This is a genomic window from Pseudomonas sp. TE36184 (assembly GCF_054060055.1).
Genome location: NZ_JBSSCU010000001.1, coordinates 6,083,864 through 6,103,483 on the forward strand (window position 1 = coordinate 6,083,864; position 19,620 = coordinate 6,103,483).

Here is a 19,620-nt window from a genome sequence, read left to right on the forward strand (position 1 = left end):
GACAAACTATACTGTGTTTTTGTACAGTTGTTTTGACCGCTCATCAACTGGAATGTTCTCCGGCGCCGACACCGTTCTATTTTGAGGCTTGCACGAGGGTATTCGTGTGCGAGGTCGGGCACGGTCTCGGCTAACCCGCCTCAGCCGCCGGCACTTCGCGAATAATCAAATGATCCAGATTCTCGATATCGGCGCTGAACACCCCAAACGTCTGCTCGGGGTTTTTCTTGCTGGGCACCTGTCTAAGTGTCGGCGTCACCCCGTAAAAGAAGCAATATAACGGCCGTGCGCTGCTGGCCGCGGCCTTGATCTGCTCGAGGAACGCTGTGCGCTTGCGGTAATTCTCGATGAGTTTCTTGCTCAGGTAGACGTTGACCGAGTAGGGCTTCTTGTCGAGCCATACCTTCTTTTCGAAGTCGATGCGAAAGCTGCTGGTGTAGTCCTTGATCGCTTTGATCCGGCCCCAGTAGATCAGGCCCTGATTGTCCTGCAGGTACTCGATCTTCTTGAAAAACGTCCAGTACGTCGCGGTATGGTCGCCGATCTTCAAGGGCATCGCCTTGAGCTTGTCCTTGTCGTCGAGGTTCGACACATAACATTCCACCGGGTGTGCGAACACGCTGGTTTTATCCGGGGTGGTGTCGTTGGCGCCGACAGACGCGCTGGTGCGGGTTGAAGGGGGCTTCGCCGGGGCTTGTGGGACTTGCCCGTCAGTGCCGGCCTGCGGGGTTTTACGCGGGTAGGTGCGCCGGGTCAGGACGAATTCCGATGGGAAGTGTTCCTCGCGCTCGTCCTCACTTTCGCCCGTGGCAGGCTTGTGGCTGCTGGCGTAACGGCAACCCTCGATGTGCCGGGTGCCTGGGGTGTTCTTGAAATGCGGGGTGCGTCGGTAGTTGACGTTTTTTGCGTTGAATGTGCTCAGCACATTGCCTGCGTCAAAGGCCGCGCGGCATGTGTCGTTGGGGCAGAGGAAACGGTCCGTGTCGGAGTCGTAGGCGTCGGTTTCGTCGAAATTCAACTCTCGCACGTCGTAGATCGACAGCTTGTCGTCGAGACTCAGGCTGTAGGCCGTGTCGAATTTCATGGGCTCGGGTCCGTGAGAGGTTTGGCTATTGATAGCCGGATATTACGCAGATGTCGCTAGGAAACCGCAACCTCGCGTATCCCAGCGAGGCTGCGATGGCATCCCCCACCGCCCCTATCAGCGCTGCAACCTGGCCTGCTGCTTCTTCCCATGAAAATGCCGAAAATGCGCGTCCTGCGCCGCCGCCAACAACTCCCGGTCCCCACGCGTATCGCCCCAGGCCCTGAGCCGATACTCCCCCAGGTCGCCATACACCGCTTCAAGCCGCAGCACCTTGTTCTCGCACCGGCAGTTGTTCCCGGTGAGCTTGCCGGTCAACACGCCGTCGACCACCTCAAGTTCGGTCCCGATCAACTTGATCCCAAGCCGATCGGCAAACGGCTGCAACACCAACGCCGGCGACGCCGAACACAACGTCACCACCGCCCCCGAGCCCAGTTCCTGCTCCACCGACAACACCCCCGCCGGCCGCATCAACCGCGCCCAACTGCGCTGGCAGTACTCCTCGGCCTTCTGCTGCACCCACGCCTTCTCCACCCCGGTCATAAAGGTGCGGATCAACTGCGCCTTCAACTCGTCCCGGCTGATCTGCCGCACCAGAAACCGCAGCCCAGGCACCGCCAGCTTGACCATCCGGCCATAGAACTCGCCGGCGCCAAAGGCAAACTTGAGGAAGGGCACGAAACTGTCGTGATGGGTCAGGGTGCCGTCGAAGTCAAAGACGGAAAGTACTTTGGCATCCACGGGGCCGGCTTCGAGCATATCTGGGTTCACGGGGTGGCCTCGGTCCTGGCTAGTATTGATTGAGAATGCATCAGCTGTGACCGCAAGAGTTTACTCCTGTATCAATCGGCCGATTGTCGAGTAGAGCCCGGCGGTGAATTCATCCCGGTCACTCGAGCGGTGACAGCGCTGATAGCAATTGGCGGACAAGGCTACAGCATTGGTGATGCGATCCGAACCCTTCGTGATGGACTGCAAAAAATGGCAAAACAAACACTTCAAGTGGTATGACCGAACCTTAGCCCGCCTGATGGTCTTTAGCGTCTTCTGTTTCGAAATGCCTCGAAATGAGGAAGACACCCATCCTGATACAGCCTCCCCGTCGGGCCTTAGTTGGCGTCCTTCAAGCGATGAGCTCCTGAGCGGTCATCATCAGCTCAGTACCGACCCGATTTTTTAACGTATCGATGAATCGAGTAACTTTTGCATCGATGAACTGACGTGATGTGTAGACGGCGTAAACATTACGCTCGTAGGTATGGTACTCGGGCAAAACACGCACGAGCCGGCCTGAACGCAAGTCCTCAATGGCTGAAAAACCGGCCAGCAAACCTATGCCTGCTCCTTCTCGAATGGCGACTGCCATTGCGTCCATATCATTGACGCTGAAACTCGGGCCCTTGGGGGTAAATAGCGCATCCCCGGTCTTGCTCTTTAATTGCCATTCATCCCGCACATAATCGACGGTGCCCAACAGCAAACACTGATGATCGCTGAGATCTTCTGGCGTTACAGGGGCAGCGTGTTGCTCCAGATATGCTGGAGACGCCACTAGCACACAATGGCTGATGCCGATCTTTTGGCTGACATACGCTGAATCTGGCAGCGTTCGGGCAATCAGAATCGAGACGTCCAGCTGGTCTTCCAGGAGGTTAGGCATTCGCTGAGAAAGCATTAAGTCCACGGTGACATCGGGGAATTCCCGGCGGTAATCCAGCACGGCCGAAGTAACCAACTGCCGTGCTAGCCCCGGCACACAATGCACACGCAACGTCCCCCTGGGTTTCAGCGCGGCGTTGCTTGCTTCGGCTTCTGCATTTTCAAGGTCTGCCAGAATTTTGGTACAGCGCTCATAAAAGCGCCGGCCAGCGTCTGTCACCGAAAGGCGGCGGGTCGAGCGCTGTAACAGGCGGGCGTCGAGCACGTTTTCAAGCGCGGAAACCGCACGCGAGACATTGCCGACCGTAGAGTCCAGATGATTAGCCACCGCAGTAAAACTGCCCATCTCAACAACTTTGACGTACACGGACATGTTCGTAAGCTTATCCATCCAACTCTACCTGTCGATCTGATTGCAAACGTTCTTCACTGCAGAAGTCCCCACCCCAAAAAACAATCAAGCCTGGAGCGACGAGCCAGGTTGTCATTGCCGCATGACGTGGGCGGTATTTGCAGATGCTACACACTCCTGGCGGTGCTCGATATTACCTCCAGGCACAACAATGATTCCCTTCTGGTCGGCTAAATCAAACGGTTCGTACTCCATAGACTTGGTTGCACAGGGCGCCTGAACACGGCAACCCAGGCGCTGAGTCTTGTACGAACTTGTTGATAAACCAACCGAAGGGCAACCTCATGAACACGTCTTACGACCCGCTTTATCTCTTTATCGGTGGTGAATGGATCAGTGCCGAAGGCCGCGCGACCGCCGCTGTCGTCAACCCCGCAACCGCACGTGAGATCGGGCGTGTTCCACTCGCCACCGCAGGCGACCTCGATCACGCGCTCGAAGTGACTCAACAGAGCTTTGAACAATGGCGCCAGACCGTACCCGACAAGCGCGCAAAAATTCTCAAACGCGCTGCCGATCTCATCCTGGAACGGGCCCCACACATCGCCGAGCAAATGACGCTGGAAGAAGGCAAACCGCTTGCGGAAAGCCTGGATGAGGTCACGCGTGCGGCTGAGTACTTCGAGTGGTTTGCCGAAAGCGCGCGCCGTATCGATGGGCGTGTAGTCCCGGCCAATCGTCCCGGTGTGCTGCAAATGGTAAAACGCCAAGCCATCGGCCCGGTCGCTGCGTTCACGCCCTGGAATTTCCCGGCCATTACGCCCGCCCGCAAGCTCTCGGCAGCCTTGGCCGCAGGTTGCAGTGTCATCCTCAAGCCAGGGGAAGAAAGCCCCTCCACCGCGCTGGCCCTGGCGCGTGCTCTCGACGATGCAGGATTGCCTAAAGGCGTGTTGCAAGTGGTCTTTGGTGTGCCGGACCAAGTTTCCAGCCACCTGATCGCTTCTCCCATTATTCGCAAGGTGACCTTTACCGGTTCGGTTCCCATCGGTCGGCTGCTATCCGCTCGTGCTGCCGAGGGCGTCAAGCCCATCACCCTTGAACTGGGAGGACACGGGCCGGTGCTGGTATTCGATGACGCAGAAATCGAAAAAGCAGCCGTCGAAGGCGTTGCCAATCGGTTCCGCGGGACTGGCCAAGTCTGCATCTCGTCAACGCGCTTTCTGATTCAGCGTGGCGTCTATAAAACGTTTGTTGAGCACTTTGTGACGGCCACCCTCGCGTTGAACATTGGCGATGGCCTGACGCCCGGCACCCAGGTTGGGCCGCTCGCCAATCCACGGCAGTTGGCCAAGATGGAAGAGCTGGTGGCAGATGCGGTTGCCAAAGGCGCACGCGTGTTGGCCGGTGGTAAACGCCTGGAATGCAGCGGCTACTTTTTTGAGCCCACCGTGTTGGCGGACGTGCCTATGCATGCCCGAGTCATGCATGAAGAACCCTTCGGGCCTATCGCCGTGCTGATGCCATTCGATCACTTGGCTGATGGTTTGAAGGAGGCCAATCGTCTGCCTTACGGGCTTTCAGCCTACGCGTTCACGTCGAGTGCTCGAACGGCCATTGACGTCGCTGACGGGTTAGAGGCCGGGATGATCGGGATCAACCAATACCGCATCGTCGCCACAGAACTTCCCTTCGGCGGCATGAAAGAAAGCGGCCACGGTTCGGAAGGTGGCATTGAAGGCATCGAGCACTACCTCACCCACAAATTCATCAGCCAGGTTTAAGGAGACAGCATCATGTCCAATCTCAACTTCAGCAGTCCTCGTGAAGCGGCCCGGGCGTTTACCCCAAAGCTGTCGCAATTCGTTGATTCGACGCTGTATCCGCAGATCTGGAGCGATCCGGCATTGTCCCCACGCGACCGCAGCCTGATCACAGTGGCCGCATTGATTGCCGGTGGTCACTCTGAAGAGTTGCCCGCGCATCTGCGACGGGCGCTGAGCAACGGGGTGACCCATGACGAAATCGCCGCCGCGATCACTCACCTGGCGTTCTACGTAGGCTTTCCAGGCGCCATTACCGCCTCTGCTATCGCTAATGCCACGTTTACCGAACCGGAGAAAAACTGATCATGAAAGCCATCAGCATCAGAGCATTCGGCGCGGCGGACGTACTTGAACTGGCAGATGCTCCCAATCCACAACTGCGCCCAACCGACTTGCTGGTACGTGTCTATGCCGCTGGCGTGAACCGTGCGGACCTGACACATCGAACGGGTGGCTACGGCCATCCGAATTTCGGTGACTCGCTGATCATCGGGCTGGAGATCGCCGGTGAGGTGATTGGCAAAGGTGATTTGGTCGCGGGTTTCGAGGTTGGAGATCGAGTGATGGGGGTCGTCGGAGGTGGGGCCTATGCCGAGCTTGCGCGTATCGATTACCGCATGGCCATGCATATCCCTGCGCAGCTGGACTATGTGCATGCCGCGGCTATTCCCGAGGTCTTCGTCACGGCCCATGAAGCGATGATGCACCTGGCTCGGCTCAAGTCCGGCGACTCGGTATTGATCCACGCCGCCGCAGGCGGTGTGGGATCTGCCGCCGTTCAACTGGCCTACGCCACCGGGGCGACGGTGTATGCGACAACCGAGGGCAGCAAGCTGGCGCGTGTCGAGCATTTAGGCGCGGATATTGCCATTGATTACAAGACGCAGGATTTTGCTGAAGTCATCGCAGCCAAAACCAATGGTCGAGGCGTTGATGTCGTCATCGATTTCATTGGCGAGCCCTACTTTGCACGCAACATCGCTTCTCTCGCTCATGGCGGCCGACTTGTTCAGGTCGGTATCCTGGGCGGAGGCGGTAAGGTGAGCGTAGAACTGGAACACATTCTTTACCGTCACTTGCAAATCATCGGTACAGTCATGAAGTCGCGTACACAGCCGGAGAAGCACGACATGATCAAGCGCTTTCGCGAGTATTGGCTTGATCGCTTCGATGGCGCTGGAAGTTTGGAGCCGGTCGTCGACAGTACTTTCCCGCTGTCACGCGCGGCCGATGCCCATCGCCGAATGGAGTCGTCTGAAAACGTTGGAAAAATCATCCTGACGATGCAGCCTGCGGACTTGGTTTAAGTGCGAGGGCCAAAGGGGGTGGCATAGAGGCTTCGTTGGCACAAATTTGCGGGCACCGTCACCCTTGATGCTGGCGTTTTGAAGGGGATTTGGCCGGATTACAGGTAATCCATCTGCTGATTCCAAATCACTGAGTTTTTTACAAAAAAAGAGCTGCCAATGGGCAGCTCCTTTGTACCGTTAAAATCAATCCCAGCTCAACGCACCGCCAGTCTGGTACTCGATCACACGGGTCTCAAAGAAATTCTTCTCTTTCTTCAAGTCCATGATCTCGCTCATCCATGGGAACGGATTCGTTGTCCCTGGATACTCTTCCTTCAAACCGATCTGCGACAGACGACGGTTAGCGATGAACTTGAGGTAGTCCTCCATCATCGCCGCGTTCATGCCAAGTACACCGCGTGGCATGGTGTCGCGCGCGTATTCGATCTCCAGCTGGGTCCCTTGCAGGATCATCTGGGTCGCTTCTTCCTTCATCTCGGCGTCCCACAGGTGTGGGTTTTCGATTTTGATCTGGTTGATCACGTCGATGCCGAAGTTCAGGTGCATCGACTCGTCGCGCAGGATGTACTGGAACTGCTCGGCCACGCCGGTCATTTTGTTGCGGCGGCCCATGGAGAGGATCTGGGTGAAGCCGCAATAGAAGAAGATGCCTTCCAATACGCAGTAGTAGGCCACCAGGTTGCGCAGCAGTTCTTTGTCGGTGTCGACGGTGCCGGTTTCGAATTTCGGGTCGGAGATGGAGCGCGTGTATTTCAGGCCCCAGGCGGCTTTTTTCGCGACCGATGGGATCTCGTGGTACATGTTGAAGATTTCGCCTTCATCCATGGCCAGCGATTCGATGCAGTACTGGTAGGCGTGGGTGTGGATCGCCTCTTCGAAGGCCTGGCGCAGGATGTACTGGCGGCACTCCGGGTTGGTGATCAGGCGGTACACGGCCAGGACCAGGTTGTTGGCGACCAGCGAGTCGGCGGTGGAGAAGAAGCCGAGGTTGCGCATGACGATGCGGCGTTCGTCGTCGGTCAGGCCTTCGGGGTTTTTCCACAGCGCGATGTCGGCGGTCATGTTGACCTCTTGCGGCATCCAGTGGTTGGCGCAGCCGTCGAGGTATTTCTGCCAGGCCCAGTCGTACTTGAAGGGCACGAGCTGGTTGAGGTCGGCGCGGCAGTTGATCATGCGCTTTTCGTCGACAGCGACGCGGGCGGAGGCGCCTTCGAGCTCGGCGAGGCCTTCGGCGATGTCGAGTTTGTCGAGGGCAGCCTTGGCGCGGATGATCGCGGCGGAGTCGTTGGCGGTGACGGCGCGGGCTTCGATGGCGGCAGCGGCGCCGGCACCGTCGAGGCGGTCCATGTTGGCTTCGGTGGCGTGGCCGGCGTTGGCGCCTTTGACGGCGACTTCGCCGTCTTCTTCTTTGTCGAATTCGTCCCAGCTCAGCATGACGTGTCGTCTCCTGCGTGAGGGCTCGAAGGTGCCCGTGTGAAACCGGATGGTTGGGGGTTCACACGGCCCTCGGGCCGCGGTGGATCTTAAGGAATCGTTTGTTGCAACAGCTAGCGCAGGCATTAAACGCAATGGGGTGAACGGGTGCTCTGCGTGAGGCTTGAGGGGCGGAGCGATAGATGCATGCTCCTGCGGAGGCCTCAGGTCGGCTCTTCATCCCAGTGTAAAGGGATATTGCAGGCCCGATTTACCCGCGCATTATAGGGAAAAAAACGGCTTTGTGTTGTGGCAGATGCGCTCGGATTGCTGACAAAACGCCTGGTATTCGAGCCAGAGCGAGGGTTTACAGGGGGTTGGTGCCGGAGGATTTTTTGACGGACGGTGGGCTATTTATTGCAGGGGCTGGCGAGGTTTTTTGAGCGGGGGAGCGGGAGGCGGGTTTTTGGCCGCAAGAACAATTTCTTGCGGCGAATAAGATCACGGTCAATGTGAACTAACGAAGTTCTTATCCGTTAGAGCAACCGTTACCCATCACATGGTAGTTAAGAATGTGGCGCTGACCTTTGGAGTCTTCATATTCCATTTTTACCGGTACGACTTCGCATACATCTGGAATGGTGCTCATGGAGACTACTTTGGCGACGTCCAGGTGAGTGCTGTAGGTGTAGTCTTCAACAATCGGGGCGTTCTGGCCGGCTACGTCAGTCGGGGCTTCCTCGGCCAGGGCGGCGGTGGCGCACAAGCTGCTGAGGGCCATAACTAATAAAGCTTTCATTTCTCTTTTTACCTTCTTCAGTGCGAAAGGGGGCACGGGGCCCTTTGGAGGCCTCGTGTGTAACTTAGGGGTGTTTACTTCCGATTAACGTGCCTTCGTGGGGGCTGTTACGTTGTTAATCTGGTTGCCTTGTTGGCGAAGTCGATTTTAGGCCTGCGGGTTATATTCATATACCCGTGCTTTTGATAAACACTATTGGTGGTTTTTGTAACAATCCCCCGGCGCAGGTTTTTTTACGTGTCCGCCAAGCGCCGCAGGCTACGGGCCAGAGGGGGGAAGGAGATAGCAGGGCAATTTGTAGGGTCTTGTTACTACCATCGTCGAATGGTTCTATAGGCTGACCCCGGCTACAACTGGGGTCATACAAAAACAACTATTTCACCGAGGTAAGAAAGATGAGTGCGGCTTCCCTGTACCCCGTTCGCCCCGAAACAGTAGCCAACACGCTGACTGACGAGGCGACCTACAAGGCCATGTACCAGCAGTCGGTGGTCAACCCCGATGGTTTCTGGCGTGAGCAAGCCAAGCGTCTTGACTGGATCAAGCCTTTCACCACGGTGAAGCAGACCTCATTCGACGATCACCATGTCGACATCAAGTGGTTTGCCGACGGCACCTTGAACGTTTCCTACAACTGCCTGGACCGTCACCTCGCCGAGCGCGGCGACCAGGCGGCGATCATCTGGGAGGGCGATGACCCTGCCGACAGCCGCACCATCACCTACCGCGAGTTGCACGAACAAGTCTGCAAGTTTGCCAACGCCCTGCGTGGCCAGGACATACACCGCGGCGACGTGGTGACTATTTATATGCCGATGATCCCCGAAGCTGCGGTCGCCATGCTGGCCTGTGCCCGCATCGGTGCGATCCACTCGGTGGTGTTTGGCGGCTTCTCGCCGGAGGCCTTGGCCGGTCGCATCATCGACTGTAAGTCGAAAGTGGTGATCACCGCCGACGAAGGTGTGCGCGCCGGTAAGAAGATTCCGTTGAAGGCCAACGTCGACGACGCTCTGACCAACCCGGAAACCAACAGCGTCCAGAAAGTCATCGTGTGCAAGCGCACCAGTGGCAGCATCAAGTGGAACCAGCATCGTGACATCTGGTACGAAGACCTGATGAAGGTGGCGGGCACCGTGTGCGCGCCGAAAGAGATGGGCGCCGAAGAAGCGCTGTTCATCCTTTATACCTCCGGCTCCACCGGCAAGCCTAAAGGCGTGCAGCACACCACTGGCGGCTACTTGTTGTATGCGGCCCTGACCCATGAGCGCGTGTTCGACTACCGCCCGGGCGAAATCTTCTGGTGTACCGCCGACGTCGGCTGGATCACCGGCCACACCTATATCGTCTACGGGCCACTGGCCAATGGCGCGACCACGCTGATGTTCGAAGGCGTGCCTAACTACCCGGACATCACTCGGGTGGGCAAGATCGTCGACAAGCACAAGGTCAATGTTCTCTACACCGCGCCGACGGCGATCCGCGCGATGATGGCTTCCGGCACCGCCGCCTGCGAAGGCGTTGATGGCAGCAGCTTGCGCCTACTGGGTTCGGTGGGTGAGCCGATCAACCCTGAAGCGTGGGACTGGTACTACAAGAACGTCGGCCAATCCCGTTGCCCGATCGTCGATACCTGGTGGCAGACCGAGACCGGCGCCACCCTGATGAGCCCGCTGCCGGGTGCCCATGCGCTCAAGCCAGGTTCGGCGGCACGGCCGTTCTTCGGCGTGGTGCCGGCCTTGGTGGATAACCTGGGCAACATCATCGAAGGCCCTGCCGAAGGCAACCTGGTGATCCTCGATTCGTGGCCAGGCCAGGCCCGTACCCTGTACGGCGACCATGACCGTTTCGTCGATACCTACTTCAAGACCTTCCGGGGCATGTACTTCACCGGTGACGGCGCCCGTCGCGATGAAGATGGCTACTGGTGGATCACCGGCCGTGTGGATGACGTGTTGAACGTGTCCGGCCACCGTATGGGGACCGCCGAGATCGAAAGCGCCATGGTCGCCCACCCGAAAGTCGCCGAAGCGGCGGTGGTGGGTGTGCCGCACGACATCAAAGGCCAGGGCATCTATGTGTATGTCACCCTGAAAAATGGTGAAGAGCCGACCGAAGCGCTGCGCCTGGAACTGAAGAACTGGGTGCGCAAGGAAATCGGGCCGATCGCTTCGCCGGACGTGATCCAGTGGGCACCGGGCTTGCCGAAGACGCGGTCGGGCAAAATCATGCGACGTATCCTGCGCAAGATTGCCACGGCTGAGTACGATGGCTTGGGCGATATCTCCACCCTGGCCGACCCAAGTGTGGTGGCGCATTTGATTGAGACCCACAAGACCATGAACGTCGCGTAAGACGGGTAGGTGGGACAGAGCCCCATTCGGCGTGAGCCGGGTGGGGCTTTTTTGTGGTCTCTCAAAACCACTGAAGATCCCATGTTTGTGGTCTCTCAAAGCCACTGAAGATCCCATGTTTGTGGTCTCTCAAAGCCACTGAAGATCCCATGTGGGAGGGGGCTTGCCCCCGATGGCGGTGGATCAGTCACTGATCAGTTGGCTGAAGACCGCCATCGGGGGCAAGTCGAATCGTCGCACCGCCCCTCCCACATGGATCTGCATAACCCCAGGCCAATAAATATCGACTTCTTCGTCAGGACGTTTCTGAATGTTACCGAGCGGCGCAAATGTGTAACCCTTCGCCCGAACATGAGGCAAAGTGCTACGGGTTTGCACCGAAAAGCCGCGTTTTAGACAGCTCCCAGTATTAGATTAAACGCCAGACTTGCCGTGCTAGAAGGGTTTGCGAATAATAGGCCCGCTATTTGCAGTATCAACAGGTTTAATATCTTTTGTCTCTGCATAAAAAACAGGGACTGTCAATGTGCTGGAACCGCTTTCTCGGTGCTTCTGTAAATTGTTGTCGCATTGAGGAAATATCGGCTTCCGGCCTGTCGTTAGAATGCCGATCACTCGCTCGTCGTCGCCGCTGTTGAATCGGCGTAGGACGCAGCACCGCTATTCGGTTTCACTCAGTCGCATCGTGGGCCATGGCTCATACTGCTGTTTTGCCCTATACCGATGGAGTCCCAAGATGAAGAAACTCGTGCTGTTGGGCGCCCTGGCGCTGTCCGTGCTGTCCATGCAGGCTTTCGCTGAAGGCAAGCCTCTGAAAATTGGTATCGAAGCGGCATACCCTCCGTTTGCCTCGAAGGCGCCGGATGGCAACATCGTCGGTTTTGACTACGACATCGGCAACGCTCTGTGCGAAGAGATGAAGGTCAAGTGTACTTGGGTCGAGCAAGAGTTCGACGGCCTGATCCCCGCGCTGAAAGTGCGCAAGATCGACGCGATCCTGTCGTCCATGTCCATCACCGACGACCGCAAGAAGTCCGTGGACTTCACCAACCGCTACTACCTGACCCCGGCGCGCCTGGTGTTGAAGGAAGGCACGACCGTCAGCGACAGCCTGGATGAGTTGAAAGGCAAGAAGATCGGCGTGCAGCGCGGTTCGATCCACGACCGTTTCGCCAAGGAAGTACTGGCGCCTAAAGGTGCCACGGTTGTTCCTTACAGCTCGCAGAACGAAATCTACCTGGACGTGGAAGCCGGTCGCCTCGACGGCACCGTGGCTGACGCCACCCTGTTGCAGGAAGGTTTCCTCGATACGGCTGCGGGTAAAGGCTACGCGTTCACCGGCCCAGCCTTTACCGATAGCAAATACTTCGGCGATGGCATCGGTATCGCGGTACGTAAAGGCGACAAGGAAAACCTGGACCGCATCAACGCTGCGATCGCTGCGATTCGTGCCAACGGCAAGTACAAGGCTATCCAGGACAAGTACTTCAACTTCGATATTTACGGCCCAGACGCCAAGTAAATCGTCGCAGCGGTCTGTCCAGAATGGCGCAAGCAACAGAATTCCTGAGGTTTGCGCCATTTTTTCATCCCCCTTTTCGAGGACCTGAATCATGTTGAAAGGCTACGGGGCCGTCATCCTCGATGGCGCATGGTTGACGCTTCAGCTCGCCTTGTCGTCCATGGCCTTGGCCATCGTTCTGGGTCTGATCGGGGTCGCGTTACGCCTGTCGCCGGTGCGCTGGTTGGCCTGGCTGGGTGACTTGTACTCCACGGTGATCCGTGGGATTCCCGACCTGGTGCTGATCCTGCTGATTTTCTACGGCGGTCAGGACCTGCTCAACCGCGTCGCGCCGATGCTCGGCTATGACGACTATATCGACTTGAACCCCTTGGCCGCCGGTATCGGCACCCTGGGTTTCATCTTTGGCGCCTACCTGTCGGAAACCTTCCGCGGCGCCTTCATGGCCATCCCCAAGGGCCAGGCCGAAGCCGGCCTGGCGTATGGCATGAGCCCTTTCCAGGTGTTTTTCCGGGTGATGGTGCCGCAGATGATCCGGCTGGCGATCCCCGGGTTTACCAACAACTGGCTGGTCCTGACCAAGGCCACCGCGCTGATTTCGGTGGTGGGCCTGCAAGACATGATGTTCAAGGCCAAGCAGGCGGCGGATGCCACCCGCGAGCCTTTTACCTTCTTCCTCGCAGTGGCGGCGATGTACCTGGTGATCACCAGCGTATCGTTGCTGGCCTTGCGTCATCTTGAGAAGCGCTACTCGGTAGGCGTAAGGGCGGCTGATCTATGATCTTCGACTACAACGTCATCTGGGACGCCATGCCGCTGTACCTCGGCGGCTTGCTGACCACCCTGAAACTGCTCGCCATTTCGCTGTTCTTCGGCCTGCTCGCCGCCTTGCCCCTGGGCTTGATGCGGGTGTCCAAGCAGCCGATCGTCAACGGCGCGGCCTGGCTCTACACCTATGTGATCCGCGGCACACCGATGCTGGTGCAGCTGTTCTTGATCTACTACGGCCTAGCCCAGTTCCAGGCGGTGCGCGAGAGCTTCCTGTGGCCGCTGTTGTCCAGCGCCACGTTCTGCGCGTGCCTGGCCTTTGCGATCAACACCAGTGCCTACACCGCCGAAATCATCGCCGGGAGCCTCAAGGCCACCCCCAACGGCGAGATCGAAGCGGCCAAGGCCATGGGCATGTCGCGCTACAAGCTGTACCGCCGCATCCTGCTGCCATCGGCCCTGCGCCGGGCGCTGCCGCAGTACAGCAACGAAGTGATCATGATGCTGCAGACCACCAGCCTGGCATCCATCGTCACCCTGATCGACATCACCGGCGCCGCGCGCACGGTGAACGCACAGTTCTACCTGCCGTTCGAAGCGTATATCACCGCCGGCGCGTTCTACCTGTGCCTGACCTTCATCCTGGTGCGCCTGTTCAAGTTGGCCGAGCGCCGCTGGCTGAGCTACCTGGCTCCACGGAAGCACTGATATGGAACGTATCGATCACCTGTTGCCCTGGGGCCACCTGGGTTGCGAGCGCCAACTGAGCGTGTTCCGTTTCGGCAGCGGCGAGCGCAAGGCCTACATCCAGGCCAGCCTGCACGCCGATGAACTGCCGGGGATGCGTGCCGCGTGGGAGCTGAAAAAGCGCCTGACCGAACTGGAACAGCAAGGCGCGCTCAACGGCGTGATCGAGTTGGTGCCGGTGGCCAACCCGATGGGCCTGGGCCAGCTGTTGCAAGGCAGCCATCAAGGGCGTTTCGAGATTGGCAGCGGCAAGAATTTCAACCGCGATTTCGTCGAGTTGAGCGAGCCGCTGATCGCACAACTGCACGGCAAGCTCGGCGATGATCCCCATGCCAACGTGCGCGTGATCCGCCAGGCGATGCACGATACGCTCGACGCGCTGCCCGCGCCGGCCAGCCAGTTGCAAGGCATGCAGCGGGTGCTGCTGAGCCACGCCTGCAGCGCAGACATCGTCCTCGACCTGCATTGCGACGCCGAAGCCGCGCTGCACATGTACGCGCTGCCCCAGCATTGGCCGCAGTGGCGGTCGCTGTCGGCGCATTTGAATGTGAAAGTCGGGCTGCTGGCGGAAGACTCCGGCGGCAGCTCGTTCGATGAAGCCTGCTCGCTGCCCTGGCTGCGTGTGTCGCGGGCGTTCCCCGAGGCGCAGATTCCGCTGGCGTGCCTGGCGACCACCCTGGAACTGGGCGGCCAGGCCGATACCGGCCGCGACGAAGCGATCTTCCACGCCGAAGGCATCCTCGCGTTCCTCGCCGAGCAGGGCCTGATTAAAGGTGAGTGGCCGGCGCCACGTCACGAACCCTGCGAAGGCGTGCCCTTCGAAGGCACCGAATTGCTGTTTGCACCCCACGCTGGCGTGATCAGTTACCTGCGTAAAGCCGGTGACTGGGTGGACGCCGGCGAGCCGGTTTTTGAAGTGATCGACCCTCTGGAAGACCGCGTGAGCATCATCTGCGCCGGCACTTCTGGGGTGCTGTTTGCCGTTGAACGGCTACGTTATGCCCAAGCGGGTTTCTGGCTGGCCAAGGTGGCGGGGCGCGAAGCGCTGCGTCACGGGCGCTTGCTCAACGACTGACCACCTGTTTTTGTGAGAACCGACCGCATGTACAAGCTTGAAGTCCAAGACCTGCATAAACGCTATGGCAGTCATGAAGTGCTCAAAGGCGTGTCCCTGGCCGCCGCGGCCGGTGATGTGATCAGCATCATCGGTTCCAGCGGTTCGGGCAAAAGTACCTTTTTGCGCTGCGTCAACCTGCTGGAGCAGCCCCACGCCGGCAAGATCCTGCTCAATAACGAAGAGCTGAAACTGGTGGCCGGCAAAGACGGCGCCCTGCGGGCCGCCGACCCGAAACAGCTGCAACGCATGCGTTCGCGCCTGTCCATGGTGTTCCAGCATTTCAACCTGTGGTCGCACATGACCGCGCTGGAAAACGTGATGGAAGCCCCGGTGCATGTGCTGGGCATGTCGAAAAAGGACGCGCGGGAAAAGGCCGAGCACTACCTGGCCAAAGTCGGCGTGGGCCATCGTAAGGATGCGTTCCCCGGCCATATGTCCGGTGGCGAGCAACAGCGCGTGGCGATTGCCCGTGCGCTGGCGATGGAGCCGGAGGTGATGCTGTTCGACGAACCCACCTCGGCGCTGGACCCGGAGTTGGTCGGCGAAGTGTTGAAAGTCATGCAGGACCTGGCCCAGGAAGGCCGCACCATGGTGGTGGTGACCCACGAAATGGGCTTTGCCCGTGAAGTGTCCAACCAGTTGGTATTCCTGCACAAAGGCATCGTCGAAGAACGCGGCAACCCGCGTGAAGTGCTGGTCAATCCCCAGTCCGAGCGGCTTCAGCAGTTCCTCTCCGGCAGCTTGAAGTAGCCACTCCTTTTATGTGGGAGGGGGGCTTGCCCCCGATAGCAGTCTGTCAGTTGATACATCTGGTGACTGATACACCGCTATCGGGGGCAAGTCGAATCGTCGCACCGCCCCTCCCACATTGGATGTTCATCGTTTTTGAGATTTGTGTTCGTTTACGGGCTAGCATTGGCCCACGGCTTCTTTCACTGTTTTTGCTTCGGATAGCCCTCCATGACTGCCCATCGAATTGGTTTCCTGATTTGGCCCAGCACAAAAGCACTGACGCTTGCGCTGGCTGAGGAGGCCTTGCGCGTTGCTCAGCGGGTGCATCCGGAGGTGGTTTATGAGCTGTCGTTTCTGCAGGCCGAACCGCAGACCGATGGCGCCTGGCAACTGCCCGGCGGGCCGTGGGCCGGCAAACTCGAAGGCTTCCAGAAACTGTTCCTGCTGGCCGACGAACCGCCCACCGCGATCGCTTCGCAGCTCAGCACCGCGCTCAAGCAACTGGTGCGCGCCGGGTGTGTGATCGGCGGCTTGTCGGCCGGTGTCTACCCGCTGGCTCATCTCGGTCTGCTCGACGGCTACCGTGCCGCCGTGCATTGGCGCTGGCAGGACGATTTCGCCGAGCGCTTCCCCAAGGTCATCGCCACCAGCCATCTGTTCGACTGGGACCGCGATCGCCTGACCGCCTGTGGCGGCATGTCGGTACTCGACCTGTTGCTGGCGGTGCTGGCCCGTGATCACGGCGCCGAGCTGGCCGGTGCGGTGTCCGAGGAACTGGTGGTGGAACGCATCCGCGAAGGCGGCGAGCGCCAGCGCATCCCTCTGCAAAACCGCCTGGGCTCGAGCCATCCGAAGCTGACCCAGGCGGTGCTGTTGATGGAGGCCAACATTGAGGAACCGCTGACCACCGACGAAATCGCCCAGCATGTCTGCGTGTCGCGACGACAACTGGAACGCATCTTCAAGCAATACCTCAATCGCGTCCCCAGCCAGTATTACCTGGAACTGCGCCTGAACAAGGCCCGCCAGATGCTGATGCAAACCAGCAAGTCGATCATCCAGATCGGCCTGTCCTGCGGCTTCTCCTCGGGGCCGCACTTCTCCAGCGCCTACCGCAATTTCTTCGGCGCCACCCCCCGCGAAGACCGCAACCAGCGACGCAGCAGCAGCCCGTTCGAGTTGTCGTCGGTGCCGTCCGAACGCGGTTGATCTCACCCGCGCGATCCCTGCGGTAGATAGATAGCCGACCGCCGGCCAAGTTACGCCTATCCTGCTCGACCACCTGCCGCTGTGCCCCGGTAGCGTTTAAACTGCGCCATTGCGATGCTATTTGTCGCATTGGCGTAAACCCGCCAAAATCGCGGGTTGGCGCTATAAGAAGTTGTCGCTTGGCGGCAAGGCCGCGCTGAAAACTGTCCTTACAATCCCTGCATCGCCCGCCAGTTCCAGGCAGGCGTTCCTCTTCAGGAGACTCCGATGTCCGTTGAGCAAGCCCCGGTGCAACGTGCCGATTTCGACCAGGTCATGGTGCCCAATTACGCACCTGCCGCATTCATTCCCGTGCGCGGCGCAGGTTCGCGCGTGTGGGACCAGGCGGGTCGCGAGCTGATCGACTTTGCCGGCGGCATCGCGGTCAATGTTTTGGGCCATGCCCACCCGGCGCTGGTCGGTGCGTTGACCGAACAGGCCCACAAGCTGTGGCACGTCTCCAACGTCTTCACCAATGAGCCGGCCCTGCGCCTGGCCCACAAGTTGATCGACGCCACTTTTGCCGAGCGTGTGTTCTTCTGCAACTCCGGCGCCGAAGCCAACGAGGCTGCGTTCAAGCTGGCCCGTCGCGTGGCGTTCGACCGCTTCGGCAGCGAGAAATACGAGATCATCGCCGCCCTCAACAGCTTCCACGGCCGCACCCTGTTCACCGTCAACGTCGGTGGCCAGTCGAAGTACTCCGACGGCTTCGGGCCGAAGATCACCGGTATCACCCATGTGCCGTTCAATGACCTGGCCGCGCTGAAAGCTGCCGTGTCGGACAAGACCTGCGCCGTGGTGCTGGAACCGGTGCAAGGCGAGGGCGGCGTGCTGCCGGCCGAGCTGGCCTACCTGCAAGGCGCCCGCGAACTGTGCGACGCCCACGACGCGCTGCTGGTGTTCGACGAAGTGCAGACCGGCATGGGCCGCAGCGGCCACCTGTTCGCCTACCAGCACTACGGTGTGGTGCCGGACATTCTCACCAGCGCCAAGAGCCTGGGCGGCGGTTTCCCGATTGCCGCGATGCTCACCACGGAAGCCTTGGCCAAGCACTTGGTGGTCGGCACCCACGGCACCACCTACGGCGGCAACCCGCTGGCGTGTGCGGTGGCGGGGGCGGTGATCGATGTGATCAACACGCCTGAAGTGCTGGCCGGCGTCAACGCCAAGCACGACCTGTTCAAGGCCCGCCTGGAACAGATCGGCAAACAATACGGGATCTTCAGCGAAGTGCGCGGCCTCGGCCTGCTGCTCGGTTGCGTGTTGAGCGACGCCTGGAAAGGCAAGGCCAAGGACGTGTTCAACGCGGCCGAGAAAGAAAACCTGATGATCCTGCAAGCCGGCCCCGACGTGGTGCGTTTCGCGCCGAGCCTGGTGGTGGAGGATGCGGACATCAATGAAGGTCTGGATCGCTTCGAACGTGCCGTTAAAACACTGACCCAAGCCTGATACACATTTATCTGTCGGACTGGGTCAAATGTGGGAGGGGGCTTGCCCCCGATAGCAGTCTGTCAGTTGATACATCTGGTGACTGATACACCGCTATCGGGGGCAAGTCGAATCGTCGCACCGCCCCTCCCACATTGGATATGTGTTGTTCCTGACCTGTCCGGTACTTTTTCCTATGAGTTTTTCGAGTTAAGGAGTGACACCATGCTGGTGATGCGCCCCGCGCAAATGGCTGATCTGGGCGAGGTGCAGCGTCTGGCTGCGGACAGCCCGATTGGTGTCACCTCCTTGCCGGACGATGTGGAGCGCCTGAGCGACAAGATCGCCGCCAGCGAAGCGTCCTTCGCTGCCGAGGTCAGTTTCAACGGTGAAGAAAGCTATTTCTTCGTGCTCGAAGACACCGAGACCGGCAAGCTCGTCGGCTGTTCGGCCATCGTCGCCTCGGCCGGCTACTCGGAGCCGTTCTACAGCTTCCGTAACGAGACCTTCGTCCACGCCTCCCGCGAGCTGAAGATCCACAACAAGATCCACGTGCTTTCCCAGTGCCACGACCTCACCGGCAACAGCCTGCTCACCAGCTTCTACGTGGTGCCGGAGCTGGTCGGTTCGCCGTGGTCGGAACTCAATTCCCGCGGCCGCCTGTTGTTCGTCGCCAGCCATCCCGAGCGCTTCGCCGACTCGGTGGTGACCGAGATTGTCGGCTACAGCGACGAGAACGGTGATTCGCCGTTCTGGGACGCCATCGGACGCAACTTCTTCGACCTCAACTACGCCGCCGCCGAGCGCCTGTGCGGGCTGAAAAGCCGCACGTTCCTCGCCGAGCTGATGCCGCACTACCCGATCTACGTGCCGCTGCTGCCGGACGAAGCCCAGGAAGCCATGGGCCAGGTGCATCCGCGTGCGCAGATCACCTTCGACATCCTCATGCGCGAAGGCTTCGAGACCGATCACTACATCGACATCTTCGATGGCGGCCCGACGCTGCACGCGCGGGTCTCGGGCATTCGCTCGATCGCCCAGAGCCGCGTGGTGCCGGTGAAGATCGGCGAGAGGGTCAAGGGTGTCGGCCGCCAGTACCTGGTGAGCAACGCGCAGTTGCAGGATTACCGCGCGGTGCTGCTGGAGCTGGACTACGCGCCCGGCAAACCGGTGACCCTGGACCTGGAAGCGGCCGAAGCCCTGGGCGTCGGCGAAGGCGCCAGCGTGCGTTTGGTTGCGGTTTAACGCAGAGTTTTGCGGGTGG

Annotated in this window: 17 protein-coding genes; 12 read left to right on the plus strand and 5 right to left on the minus strand. The window is 59.4% G+C overall.

Annotation, left to right across the window (positions count from 1 at the left end):
• Nucleotides 1-130: 130 nt before the first annotated feature.
• The 3 genes from ACVWZP_RS27590 to ACVWZP_RS27600 all read right to left on the minus strand — a co-directional run bounded on the left by ACVWZP_RS27590 (nucleotide 131) and on the right by ACVWZP_RS27600 (nucleotide 3,137).
• The gene (locus ACVWZP_RS27590) at nucleotides 131-1,084 is read right to left on the minus strand and encodes a hypothetical protein (RefSeq protein WP_457370290.1); all 954 of its coding nucleotides are present in this window, start codon (nucleotides 1,082-1,084) and stop codon (nucleotides 131-133) included.
• A 117-nt stretch (nucleotides 1,085-1,201) separates the two neighbouring features.
• Nucleotides 1,202-1,846: an HAD-IB family hydrolase gene (locus tag ACVWZP_RS27595; RefSeq protein WP_017847240.1), complete on the minus strand. Its 645-nt coding sequence runs from the start codon at nucleotides 1,844-1,846 to the stop codon at nucleotides 1,202-1,204.
• 364 nt (nucleotides 1,847-2,210) lie between these two features.
• Nucleotides 2,211-3,137 carry a LysR family transcriptional regulator gene (locus tag ACVWZP_RS27600; RefSeq protein ID WP_046382319.1) on the minus strand — a complete coding sequence of 309 codons (927 nt, stop codon included), beginning with the start codon at nucleotides 3,135-3,137 and terminating at the stop codon, nucleotides 2,211-2,213.
• Nucleotides 3,138-3,442: 305 nt separating this feature from the next.
• Here ACVWZP_RS27600 and ACVWZP_RS27605 point away from each other — a divergent pair, with 305 nt between their 5' ends.
• Genes ACVWZP_RS27605 through ACVWZP_RS27615 form a run of 3 tightly spaced genes read left to right on the plus strand, consistent with a single transcriptional unit; the run spans nucleotide 3,443 to nucleotide 6,228 of the window.
• The gene (locus ACVWZP_RS27605) at nucleotides 3,443-4,879 is read left to right on the plus strand and encodes an NAD-dependent succinate-semialdehyde dehydrogenase (RefSeq protein ID WP_017847242.1); all 1,437 of its coding nucleotides are present in this window, start codon (nucleotides 3,443-3,445) and stop codon (nucleotides 4,877-4,879) included.
• A 12-nt stretch (nucleotides 4,880-4,891) separates the two neighbouring features.
• Nucleotides 4,892-5,224 carry a carboxymuconolactone decarboxylase family protein gene (locus tag ACVWZP_RS27610; protein WP_017847243.1) on the plus strand — a complete coding sequence of 111 codons (333 nt, stop codon included), beginning with the start codon at nucleotides 4,892-4,894 and terminating at the stop codon, nucleotides 5,222-5,224.
• Between the two features lie 2 nt (nucleotides 5,225-5,226).
• Nucleotides 5,227-6,228 (plus strand): NAD(P)H-quinone oxidoreductase, encoded by a 1,002-nt coding sequence (locus ACVWZP_RS27615; RefSeq protein WP_169886792.1) that lies wholly within the window; start codon nucleotides 5,227-5,229, stop codon nucleotides 6,226-6,228.
• Nucleotides 6,229-6,414: 186 nt separating this feature from the next.
• Here ACVWZP_RS27615 and ACVWZP_RS27620 read toward each other — a convergent pair whose 3' ends face one another.
• Together ACVWZP_RS27620 and ACVWZP_RS27625 are read right to left on the minus strand one after the other, a co-directional pair.
• Entirely contained in the window at nucleotides 6,415-7,665 is a 1,251-nt protein-coding gene (locus ACVWZP_RS27620; RefSeq protein WP_079444551.1) for a ribonucleotide-diphosphate reductase subunit beta, read from the minus strand.
• A 508-nt stretch (nucleotides 7,666-8,173) separates the two neighbouring features.
• Entirely contained in the window at nucleotides 8,174-8,443 is a 270-nt protein-coding gene (locus ACVWZP_RS27625) for a DUF2790 domain-containing protein (protein WP_017849219.1), read from the minus strand.
• A gap of 395 nt (nucleotides 8,444-8,838) precedes the next feature.
• Here ACVWZP_RS27625 and acs point away from each other — a divergent pair, with 395 nt between their 5' ends.
• From acs to aruF, 9 genes are all read left to right on the plus strand, one after another.
• Nucleotides 8,839-10,794: an acetate--CoA ligase gene (acs, locus tag ACVWZP_RS27630; RefSeq protein WP_017849218.1), complete on the plus strand. Its 1,956-nt coding sequence runs from the start codon at nucleotides 8,839-8,841 to the stop codon at nucleotides 10,792-10,794.
• Nucleotides 10,795-11,530: 736 nt separating this feature from the next.
• Nucleotides 11,531-12,316, plus strand: a complete 786-nt coding sequence (locus ACVWZP_RS27635) for an ABC transporter substrate-binding protein (RefSeq protein ID WP_126587253.1) — start codon at nucleotides 11,531-11,533, stop codon at nucleotides 12,314-12,316.
• A 91-nt stretch (nucleotides 12,317-12,407) separates the two neighbouring features.
• Nucleotides 12,408-13,097 carry an ABC transporter permease gene (locus ACVWZP_RS27640; RefSeq protein ID WP_010566615.1) on the plus strand — a complete coding sequence of 230 codons (690 nt, stop codon included), beginning with the start codon at nucleotides 12,408-12,410 and terminating at the stop codon, nucleotides 13,095-13,097.
• Nucleotides 13,094-13,792, plus strand: a complete 699-nt coding sequence (locus tag ACVWZP_RS27645; RefSeq protein ID WP_017849216.1) for an ABC transporter permease — start codon at nucleotides 13,094-13,096, stop codon at nucleotides 13,790-13,792. The genes ACVWZP_RS27640 and ACVWZP_RS27645 overlap by 4 nt, the downstream gene beginning before the upstream one ends.
• Before the next feature lies 1 nt (nucleotide 13,793).
• Nucleotides 13,794-14,906: a succinylglutamate desuccinylase/aspartoacylase family protein gene (locus ACVWZP_RS27650; protein ID WP_126587254.1), complete on the plus strand. Its 1,113-nt coding sequence runs from the start codon at nucleotides 13,794-13,796 to the stop codon at nucleotides 14,904-14,906.
• A gap of 27 nt (nucleotides 14,907-14,933) precedes the next feature.
• The gene (locus tag ACVWZP_RS27655) at nucleotides 14,934-15,698 is read left to right on the plus strand and encodes an ABC transporter ATP-binding protein (protein WP_046382323.1); all 765 of its coding nucleotides are present in this window, start codon (nucleotides 14,934-14,936) and stop codon (nucleotides 15,696-15,698) included.
• Between the two features lie 210 nt (nucleotides 15,699-15,908).
• Nucleotides 15,909-16,889 (plus strand): GlxA family transcriptional regulator, encoded by a 981-nt coding sequence (locus ACVWZP_RS27660; RefSeq protein ID WP_017849213.1) that lies wholly within the window; start codon nucleotides 15,909-15,911, stop codon nucleotides 16,887-16,889.
• Nucleotides 16,890-17,156: 267 nt separating this feature from the next.
• On the plus strand, nucleotides 17,157-18,377 hold the full coding sequence (locus tag ACVWZP_RS27665; protein WP_046382325.1) for an aspartate aminotransferase family protein: 1,221 nt from the start codon (nucleotides 17,157-17,159) through the stop codon (nucleotides 18,375-18,377).
• Between the two features lie 204 nt (nucleotides 18,378-18,581).
• Nucleotides 18,582-19,601, plus strand: coding sequence for an arginine/ornithine succinyltransferase subunit alpha (aruF, locus tag ACVWZP_RS27670; RefSeq protein ID WP_017849211.1), 1,020 nt, complete (start codon nucleotides 18,582-18,584; stop codon nucleotides 19,599-19,601).
• Nucleotides 19,602-19,620 lie beyond the last annotated feature (19 nt).